The organism is Vibrio ordalii ATCC 33509 (assembly GCA_000257205.1).
Classification (GTDB): Bacteria; Pseudomonadota; Gammaproteobacteria; order Enterobacterales; family Vibrionaceae; genus Vibrio; species Vibrio ordalii.
The window spans coordinates 1-9,376 of sequence record AEZC01000119.1 but is presented as its reverse complement, the minus strand read 5'-3'; the positions used below and the strand labels follow the sequence as shown (position 1 = coordinate 9,376).

The following is a 9,376-nucleotide window of genomic DNA, read 5'->3' as shown; positions in this document are numbered from 1 at the left end:
GGAGTCACGACCGGGCTATGCAGGTGCGTTGTATTTGGCCTATTTTGGTATCAATGCATTACGTTCCAAAGGGGGCGTGGCGGCTAAATTAGAATCTGGTGAGATGGTCAGTGTGTGGCAGTCGGCTAAAGAGGGGTTATTGATTTCTCTGCTTAGCCCTAAAATCGCGCTATTTTTCATCGCGTTATTCAGTCAATTTGTCGCCATCGGCAACGAACTGAGCAGCAAAGCCATTATTGTGTTAACACCATTTTTAGTGGATGGGATTTGGTATACATTCATCACCCTGATTCTTTCTATCCCGCTCTTACTCGATAAACTGCGCGCACGAGCCGCATTGATTGACCGCTTGTCTGGTGTGGTACTGATTGCGCTTGCAATCCGCGTCGTCATGACTCTTTAGTTGATACCAAAAAAGCGGGAGGAAATACCTCCCGCTTCTAATGAGTTTCGCCGTGCCAATGAAAGAGTGGGAATAGGGTTGTTCATCGATAGTGTGCTTGAGTTTTTTCTTCATATTCACCTTCAATAACGTAGCCGCTTTTTGGCGTAAAGGTGTGGCGCTTGAGCTGCTTTTCTATACGTTTTCCAGTGATGATCGCCGCAATAGCGAGAGGGATGGCGAGCAGCAAACTCAGCATTAACGCGAAAAACCCTACAACCAGCGCTAATGTAGTCACAATAAATCTATTCATAACCTGTACCTCTTTCTGAATTAAAGCTAGGTTAGCGCAGCTAAGATGAATCCAACATGAACGTTTGGATACAACGGGATAGATTAATCTATCGAAGGGAAAGTTCGGTAACGAACACCCAGCATCTGTTCCATACAATGTACAACTTGGCCGCTTAGCCAAATTCATTGTCATACCAAATGTAGAACACGCAGCGATTATCTTGAGCGATGGTCGCTGCGCCATCAACCACGCCAGCATGGCGAGAGCCAACTAAACTGTTGGCTAGGATGTATTACTCCTAAGGATGATAACAATGGTAATACTTACTCACTTCTCAATGAAGGCATGGTTGTTCTTACTCTACTTAATGCCAGTAGCAGATTGTCAGTTAGACTACTTAGTCGTGTAATCATAAACGTATTTTTATCGATTTTAGAAATTTAAATTAATTGACCTTACCCCTAGGGTAAGCTTTAGTCTGTGGGAGTTTTCAGTCAGATAGTGATATTGGATATGCAACTTTCGCTGCATACAATTTGGGTTTCCATGTTGGTGATGATGACGCTGCTTGCTTCAAGCTTAGTGTCTAGCGCACCATTAATGGCGATCACAATGTCACCGACTTCGGCTGTATCACATTCAGTGACTGACGATGCAAACCCGCCGCAACACTGCTCAAATATGAGCGCCGCTCACCATGATTCCGATGCAAGTGACATGACTTCATCAGCGATGAGTAACGGTTGTATCGATCACAGAGACCAAGGTGCTGATTCCTGTTGCAGCGTCATGTGCATGACCACGTTAGCTTTCTTTATCACTGAACACCAACCCTTCACACCTCACGCGGTTTTATTGTTGATCAATGCAGAAGCAACGCGTGGCATTGTGATGGTCGCTCGCTCACTTTACCGTCCCCCTATCGCTTAATTTCCCTTTCATTACGCTTATGGCGTGTTTGTGCGGCCTTTAACTAGGTTCGTGACTCTCTGTTGCATCTCAATCTTTGCGATGCATGAAAGATGGAATTTTATTGTGAACCTTAAACTCTCTGTGATCGCTTGGTCGATCAGTATAGTGGGCGTTTTGTCATTCCCCTTAATGGTGAGGGCAGCCCCACAAGCCGCGATGGCTCAGCCAGATTCGCATGCAAAACAATTAGCTCAGCTGATTGACGCTGCATTATCGAATGATGCCGTCCGCAAGCAATATTTTGCTCAATCTCAAGCAATACAAGAAACGGGAATGGCCAGTTCAACCCTGATGGATCCTAAGATCAAAGTTGGCTTTGGTGGTTTGCCCATTGATAGTTTTAAGTTTGATGAAGATCCTATGACTAACATTTCTGTGGGCTTAATGCAGCAGTTTGAACGGGGTTCAAGCTTGGCATTACAAGCGAAAAAAGCAAAGCAACAAGCCAGTGGCGTTGCGCTTCAGGTTAATTTACGTGAGTTGGAAGTGGCAAACAGCATGACTCAATTATGGTTAGAGTTAGGCTACCAACAACGCGCTGAACGTATCGTGCGGGCAAACCAAACCTTAATGCGTGAGCTGGTCGGTTTTATTGAAACGAACTATTCATTAGGTAAAAGCGAAGCGCAAGATTTGTTGCAAGCGCAGCTACAAGTTTCCAAGTTGGACGAAAAATTACAAGCCAATCAACAAACGCAGCAACGCATTGTGTCGCAATTATCCGAATGGTTAGGTAGCGAATGGTTAGGTAGCGCTTGGTTGGTTGAACAGCCTATGTTAGCCGCTGAAGAGCCAGTGAACTGGTCCCGTTTGGAAGCGCAATTGGCGGCCATGAATGACAGCAACACTCACTATGCTTTATTGGTCACTCACCCGATGGTCGGCATGGCAGAAGCGGCAATTCACACCAACCAAACGCAAGTCGAAATAGCACAAACGGCCTATCAACCTCAGTTTGGTGTCGAAGTGATGTACGCCTATCGCCAAGCAAGCAGCATGCAAGGTGGGTCCGCAGCCGATATGGTCAGTGCTTATCTCACCATGGATATCCCGCTGTTTACAGGGAACCGTCAAGATAGAAATCACGCGGCGGCGCAATATCAAGTGGGCGCGGCTAAATCACAGCGTGACGTTCTATTGGCGCAGATGAATGCCAAAGTGAATGCCTTACTGGTTGATAAAACGAACCTCGAACAGCGTTTATCGCGCTATCAAACCACCTTATTAACGCAAGCGAAAGCGCGCACTCAAGCGGTTGAGAGAGGCTATGAAAACAATACCTCCCAGTTTAATGATGTCGTCAGTGCCGCCAGCGATGAATTGGCGTTACAACTAGAGCAAGTACGCCTAATGGCCGATTTAAATCTAACCAAAAGTAACCTTGCTTATCTGTTAAATGGGTTCGATTTTCAAGTTAGCGCCCCTTCACTTACCTCTTTAGAAACACTTACGTCTGTAGAAAAACTTACGCCTGTAGAAAAGTAGGAGAACTCAATGAAATCATTAAACATAGCCGTACTTTCCTTAGCGATAGGTGGATTACTGGGGTTTGGCATCAATCAATACCTGTCTGGTCATGATATGGAGGCGATGAACTCAGCCAAAGCCACATCTGAACCGCTGTATTGGGTTGCGCCGATGGACCCAAACTATAAACGCGATAAACCGGGTAAGTCGCCGATGGGGATGGACCTCATCCCGGTGTACACCGAATCGCTGACGCAAGCACAAGAGAAGAGTGGCACGGTGACCATCAGTGCTGCGGTCGAAAATAACCTGGGTGTGAAAACGCAACCCGTGGTGTTTGCGCCGTTATCTCCACGCATTGAGACAGTGGGCTACATTGCATTTGATGACAGTTTATTGTGGCAAACGAACGTTCGCGTTGCCGGTTGGGTTGAAAAACTGAACATTAATGCGGTTGGAGAGCGGGTTCGTAAAGGCGATGTCTTATTTACGCTCTACTCACCAGAGCTGGTTAAAGCGCAGGAGGAGCTGTTAAATGCTCACCGAGCCAGCCGTGAAAGTTTACTGAAAGGCGCAACCGAGCGTTTGGTTTCACTGGGGGTTGATCGTGAACAGATCAGACAGATTATTGCTCGAGGCAAAGCCACTCAATCGATAGAGGTCAAAGCCATTGCTGATGGGGTGATTGCGAGTTTGAATATTCGCGAAGGGGGTTACTTATCGCCAGCGCAAGCGGTGATAAGCGCAGGCCCTTTAAGCGAAGTGTGGGTCGATGCTGAGGTATTTGAGCGCCAAGCACATTGGATTACGTCGGGTAGTTTAGCGTCAATGACACTGGATGCTCTTCCCGGCAAGGAGTGGCAAGGGAAGATAGATTACGTCTATCCCATTTTGGATCCGAAAACCCGAACGCTGCGTATGCGTTTGAAATTTCTTAACCCGAATGGAGAGTTGAAGCCTAACATGTTCGCCAATATCGCTTTGCAGCCCGTATCGCAACAAGCGGTGCTCACCATTCCTAAATCAGCAGTTATTCATTCGGGCGGCATGACGCGAGTCGTACTTGCTGAAGGAAATGGCAAATACCGCTCAGCAAGGATTAAAGTTGGCCGCGAAGCAGGCGAACGCCTTGAAGTTTTACAAGGGTTAACGGAGCAAGACACGGTCGTCACGTCGGCGCATTTTCTGCTGGATTCGGAGTCGAGCCAAAGCGCTGATTTGTCGCGAATTAACGGAGTGGAAGCTGCCAATGAAGCGTGGTTAACCGGTGATGTCAGCACATTGATGGCAGATTTTGGGATGATCACTCTCAATTACAAACCAGTAAGCAAATGGGGTTGGCAAGCAGGTCAGATCAATTTCACGGTCGACGAGGCGTTGGATCTCAGCTTATTTGCTGAAGGGCAAACGGTTCGATTTCTAGTGGCAAAACAGGGTGACGAATATGTACTAAAAGCACTGGAAGCGAGTGAGCAGGTAAGTAGTGCGACGAACATGACTGCAGCAGAAACGTTAGGAGGTCAACAATGATCGGTGCGATTATTCGTTGGTCGATCAATAACCGATTTTTGGTATTGGTGGCGGCTCTGTTTCTCACTTTGGGCGGACTTTACAGTGTAAAGAACACGCCTGTTGATGCCTTACCGGATCTCTCAGATGTGCAAGTGATCATCAAAACCAGCTATCCCGGTCAAGCGCCGCAGGTAGTGGAAGATCAGGTCACTTACCCACTCACAACGGCGATGCTGGCGGTTCCCGGAGCGGAAACGGTTCGTGGTTATTCATTCTTCGGTGATTCCTACGTCTACATCATCTTTGATGATAAAACCGATATGTATTGGGCTCGCTCGCGAGTATTGGAATACTTAAGCCAAGTGACGCCAAAACTGCCACCCAATGCCAAACCAACCTTGGGGCCAGATGCGACTGGGGTTGGCTGGATCTACAGTTATGTACTGCAAGATAAAACCGGCCAACACGATCTTGCGCAGCTACGCAGTTTGCAAGATTGGTTTTTGAAGTACGAGCTACAAACGGTGAATGGTGTCTCCGAAGTGGCTACCGTTGGTGGCATGGTTAAGCAATATCAAGTGCAAATTGATCCGGCAAAGCTACGCGCTTATAACCTGACTTTGCAACAAATCAATGCGGCGATCCAAAATGGTAACCAAGAGTCGGGAGCGTCAGTGATTGAGGTGGCGGAAGCCGAACACATGGTACGCACCAGCGGCTATCTGACCAGTATTGAGGACATTAAAGCGCTACCACTGAAAGTGACCGACAAAGGAACGCCATTATTGTTAGGTGATGTGGCGGATATTAACCTTGGCCCACAAATGCGTCGTGGTATTTCTGAGTTTAACGGTGAAGGAGAAGCGGTTGGAGGGGTGATCGTGATGCGTTTTGGCGAAAATGCTAGCCAAGTGATTGATGACGTCAAAGCGAAATTGACTGATCTCCAACGCAGTTTACCGGAAGGTGTCGAAATTGTTGCCACTTATGACCGTTCAACCTTGATCAATCAAGCCGTTGAAAACCTTTGGCATAAGTTAGCAGAAGAGTTCATTGTCGTTGCGGTCGTGTGTGCGCTGTTTTTATTCCATATCCGCTCATCATTAGTGATTGCTTTGAGTTTGCCCGTGGGCATTCTATCGGCTTTTATTGTGATGCATTGGCAAGGTATCAATGCCAACATCATGTCACTTGGGGGGATCGCCATTGCTATCGGTGCCATGGTCGATGGGGCGATTGTGATGATCGACAATGTGCATAAACACATTGAACGCACCCCATTGACCGACAAAAATCGCTGGCAGGTGATCGGTAAAGCCGCTGAAGAAGTTGGCGCGCCGCTGTTTTTCTCTCTGCTTATCATTACGTTAAGTTTTGTGCCCGTTTTTGCACTCGAAGGCCAAGAGGGCAAGATGTTCTCACCATTGGCGTTTACTAAAACCTATTCCATGGCCGCTGCGGCAGGTTTAGCGATCACGCTCGTCCCTGTTCTCATGGGCTATTTTGTGCGTGGCAATATTATTTCCGAGCACAAAAATCCTGTCAATAAAGGGCTTGTGGCACTTTATCGTCCATTACTCAATCTGAGTTTGAGTTATCCTAAGTGTATGATTGTATTCGCTTTTATGTTAATGGCCTCGACTTATTATCCAATGAGCAAATTGGGTAGTGAGTTTATTCCGCCATTAGATGAAGGCGATCTAATGTATATGCCAACAACCTATCCGGGGATCTCGATTGGTAAGGCGCGTGAGCTATTGCAGCAAACCAATAAACTCATCAAAACCGTACCAGAGGTCAAAACCGTGTGGGGCAAAATGGGTCGTGCAGAAACCGCAACCGATCCCGCGCCTTTGACCATGATTGAAACGGTGATCCAACTGAAACCTCGCGATCAATGGCGAGAAGGCGTAACCACAGAATCGCTACGCAAGGAATTTGACAGCTTAGTGCAATTTCCGGGGTTAACCAACGCGTGGGTGATGCCAATCAAAACACGCATCGATATGTTAGCTACAGGGATCAAAACACCGATAGGTATCAAGATAGCGGGTCCCGATCTCAAACAGATTGAAACCATCGGTGCGCAACTTGAACCTATCCTTAACCGCATTCAAGGCACGGCATCGGTTTATGCTGAGCGTGTGGCTGGTGGCCGTTATGTGACGATAGACATCAATCGGTTACAAGCGGCGCGCTATGGGCTAAGTATTAAAGATGTGCAGCAAGTCGTTTCAACCGCAGTGGGGGGCATGAATGTGGGGGAAACCATCGAAGGGTTAGAGCGTTACCCGATCAACGTACGTTACCCGCAAGATTACCGCGATTCGGTAGTCAAGCTGCAAAACTTACCTTTGGTGACTCAAAACGGTGCACGTTTGGCCTTGGCCGATGTAGCTGATATTCGCTACGAAGACGGCCCGCCGATGATCAAAACTGAAAACGCACGGCCAAACGGCTGGGTCTTTGTCGATATTGATGGACGCGACCTCGGTTCGTATGTGGCAGAGGCGCAACAAGCGGTAGCGGAGCAATTACAGCTGCCAGTGGGATATTCTCTCGTGTGGTCTGGCCAATATGAATACATGGAGCGAGCCAAAGCACGCTTGAGCGTCGTCGCACCGATCACGATCGCAATCATCATGTTGCTACTCTATTTCAGTTTCCGTCGAATCGGAGAAGTGTTGATCATTATGGCGACATTGCCGCTGGCGATGGTGGGTGGCGTGTGGTTGATGCACTACCTTGGCTACAACTTTTCAATCGCCGTGGGAGTGGGATTTATTGCACTTTCAGGTGTTGCGGTAGAAATTGGCGTGATCATGCTCGTTTATTTAAACCAAGCTTGGCAATACAAAAAAATTGATGCACAAGAAAATGGTGCGGCCATTGACAGCCAAGATCTCATCAATGCCATTGGCGAAGGAGCAGGCCAGCGCGTTCGTCCAGTTATGATGACGGTACTGACGGTTATTATCGGCCTGATCCCGATTATGTATGGCACGGGAACCGGTTCGGAGGTCATGCAGCGCATTGCCGCACCCATGATTGGAGGCATGGCTTCAGCACTATTACTAACCTTATTGGTACTACCCGCGGTATTCAAACTATGGAAAAACCGTGAAATCGCAACACTCAAATAGCGTGCAGTTGGCAAAGTATAAACTAAGCACCAATCGGAAAATAAATAGTAACTGAATCAATTTAAGGAAAATCAAAATGAAAAAAACACTAATTACACTTTCACTGGCGTTGTTCACCTCTTCTGTCATGGCTGAAATGGATCATAGCAAAATGGACCATGGCAGTATGGCGATGAAGCAAACAGACACGATGAACATGGCGATGGATGACATGTCAGAAGTCGGCATGCCTGCCAAAGGAGCCAAACCCGATAAAGTGGTGCATGTTTTACTCTCGGATGACATGAAAATCACCTTCAAAAAAGAGGTCAACATCGAACCGAATGACGTTGTGCAATTTGTCGTTATGAACACAGGTAAAATTGAGCATGAATTTTCGATTGGTTCAGCCGCCGAGCAGCTAAAACACCGAGAAATGATGCGCCAAATGGGCAATCATAAACACGATGGTGGCAGCACCGTCACCGTTGCGCCGGGTAAAGCGAAACAACTGTTATGGCACTTTCATGGTGATAACAATGTTGAGTTTGCCTGCAATATACCCGGCCATGCTGAAGCTGGGATGATTAAGAAAATTCAGCTTCAGTAAAAGTTGTCACGCTAACTCGTTAAAAGAAAAAGCGCCCTTCCAATGTGGCCGGGCGGTTTTTTTGACCATTGACTGATTATTTCAAATCACTGAGCGGTAGCCAGTTTACTTTAACTCCCGCTTGTAAAAACATATCTTGGCTGACTTTGATCTTATCACCCCAACGGGATAAGAAGTCTTCTGTTTGCTCTGGGCAGTGCACTGCGGAAATCCCAGTTTGAATGATTTTTGCTGCACAGTTTGGGCAAGGAAAATGTGTCACATAAATTTCGCAACCATCCAAATCACGCTTGGCGAATAGGATGGCATTTTCCTCAGCATGCAGTGTTTTGAGGTATTTCATATCACGATCATCGGTGCCTGCACTGTCTGAAATACCATGCGGGTAACCGTTAAATCCAACCGAAACGATGCGATTTTGCTTAGTGATCACTGCGCCGACTTGCGTGGAGGGATCTTTACTCCAAGAGCCAACAAGTTCTGCCATTTGGTAAAAGCGCTGTGCCCATTTCGAAATCATGTGTTGTTCCTCTGACGATTTTCTTGCATTTCCTCAGTAGCGAGGGAGATGTGTGATTAAGATCGACATTAATATCCTAGTTTTCTCACACTTAGTCTAGAGCAATTCTCATTTCTAAACAGAATTCAGCCGTGCCAATCAGTATTAGAGTGAGAGCTCTATCTCATTTCGTGCGGGCTTCTTGGTCAGGGCGACCGCATGAGTGTTTAGTTTTTCATCACCTGAGTAAAATCTGCACTTAATACTGCTTCAAGCATTGAAGTTTTCATCATGCATCGTTTTTGTTTCCCGACGACGCTCAGTTTTGTTGGCTCTGAGCGAAGCATATTCAAGCTCATGTGGCGCAGACAAGATAAATTCTCTGTCCCGTGCTCTTTGTAAATTTGGCAGCTGTCTTCTTGATGGTATGAGCCTCGTAGCGTTTTTCCGTCTATCGAAACCACCTGGTCATCAGTAGGTTCGTGTACTGACTATCTCCAGTTCACGAAGCATGGGT

Annotated in this window: 8 protein-coding genes and 2 pseudogenes; 6 read left to right on the top strand and 4 right to left on the bottom strand. The window is 47.0% G+C overall.

Annotated elements, in window-relative coordinates:
- Positions 1-403: LysE family transporter (locus VOR_RS0108890; RefSeq protein WP_010319362.1), on the top strand; the 403-nt coding region annotated here is incomplete at its 5' end.
- Between the two features lie 82 nt (positions 404-485).
- On the opposite strand, the gene VOR_RS0108885 is transcribed toward VOR_RS0108890, so the two are convergent.
- Both VOR_RS0108885 and VOR_RS18375 read right to left on the bottom strand, forming a co-directional pair.
- Positions 486-695, bottom strand: a complete 210-nt coding sequence (locus VOR_RS0108885) for a hypothetical protein (RefSeq protein ID WP_010319361.1) — start codon at positions 693-695, stop codon at positions 486-488.
- 83 nt (positions 696-778) lie between these two features.
- Positions 779-966, bottom strand: a pseudogene (locus VOR_RS18375) (glyceraldehyde-3-phosphate dehydrogenase); the annotation flags it as partial.
- Positions 967-1,190: 224 nt separating this feature from the next.
- On the opposite strand from VOR_RS18375, the gene VOR_RS0108880 reads away from it, so the two are divergent.
- From VOR_RS0108880 to copI, 5 genes are all read left to right on the top strand, one after another.
- Entirely contained in the window at positions 1,191-1,607 is a 417-nt protein-coding gene (locus VOR_RS0108880) for a hypothetical protein (RefSeq protein WP_010319360.1), read from the top strand.
- Positions 1,608-1,688: 81 nt separating this feature from the next.
- Positions 1,689-3,134: a TolC family protein gene (locus VOR_RS0108875; protein ID WP_029627034.1), complete on the top strand. Its 1,446-nt coding sequence runs from the start codon at positions 1,689-1,691 to the stop codon at positions 3,132-3,134.
- Between the two features lie 9 nt (positions 3,135-3,143).
- A complete protein-coding gene (locus VOR_RS0108870; protein ID WP_010319358.1) occupies positions 3,144-4,646 on the top strand; it encodes an efflux RND transporter periplasmic adaptor subunit in 1,503 nt (500 codons plus the stop codon).
- A complete protein-coding gene (locus VOR_RS0108865; RefSeq protein ID WP_010319357.1) occupies positions 4,643-7,771 on the top strand; it encodes an efflux RND transporter permease subunit in 3,129 nt (1,042 codons plus the stop codon). The genes VOR_RS0108870 and VOR_RS0108865 overlap by 4 nt, the downstream gene beginning before the upstream one ends.
- Before the next feature lie 76 nt (positions 7,772-7,847).
- Entirely contained in the window at positions 7,848-8,360 is a 513-nt protein-coding gene (gene copI / locus VOR_RS0108860) for a copper-resistant cuproprotein CopI (protein WP_010319356.1), read from the top strand.
- A gap of 76 nt (positions 8,361-8,436) precedes the next feature.
- Here copI and VOR_RS0108855 read toward each other — a convergent pair whose 3' ends face one another.
- Entirely contained in the window at positions 8,437-8,880 is a 444-nt protein-coding gene (locus VOR_RS0108855) for a dCMP deaminase family protein (protein ID WP_010319355.1), read from the bottom strand.
- Between the two features lie 206 nt (positions 8,881-9,086).
- A pseudogene (locus VOR_RS18370) lies at positions 9,087-9,278 on the bottom strand (transposase); the annotation flags it as partial.
- Between the last annotated feature and the right edge of the window lie 98 nt (positions 9,279-9,376).

Excerpts from the sequence above, each read along its gene's own strand:
- VOR_RS0108885 (WP_010319361.1), bottom strand. The coding sequence starts at position 695 with ATGAATAGATTTATTGTGACTACATTAGCGCTGGTTGTAGGGTTTTTC.
- VOR_RS0108880 (WP_010319360.1), top strand. The coding sequence starts at position 1,191 with ATGCAACTTTCGCTGCATACAATTTGGGTTTCCATGTTGGTGATGATG.
- VOR_RS0108875 (WP_029627034.1), top strand. The coding sequence starts at position 1,689 with ATGCATGAAAGATGGAATTTTATTGTGAACCTTAAACTCTCTGTGATC.
- VOR_RS0108870 (WP_010319358.1), top strand. The coding sequence starts at position 3,144 with ATGAAATCATTAAACATAGCCGTACTTTCCTTAGCGATAGGTGGATTA.
- VOR_RS0108865 (WP_010319357.1), top strand. The coding sequence starts at position 4,643 with ATGATCGGTGCGATTATTCGTTGGTCGATCAATAACCGATTTTTGGTA.
- copI (WP_010319356.1), top strand. The coding sequence starts at position 7,848 with ATGAAAAAAACACTAATTACACTTTCACTGGCGTTGTTCACCTCTTCT.
- VOR_RS0108855 (WP_010319355.1), bottom strand. The coding sequence starts at position 8,880 with ATGATTTCGAAATGGGCACAGCGCTTTTACCAAATGGCAGAACTTGTT.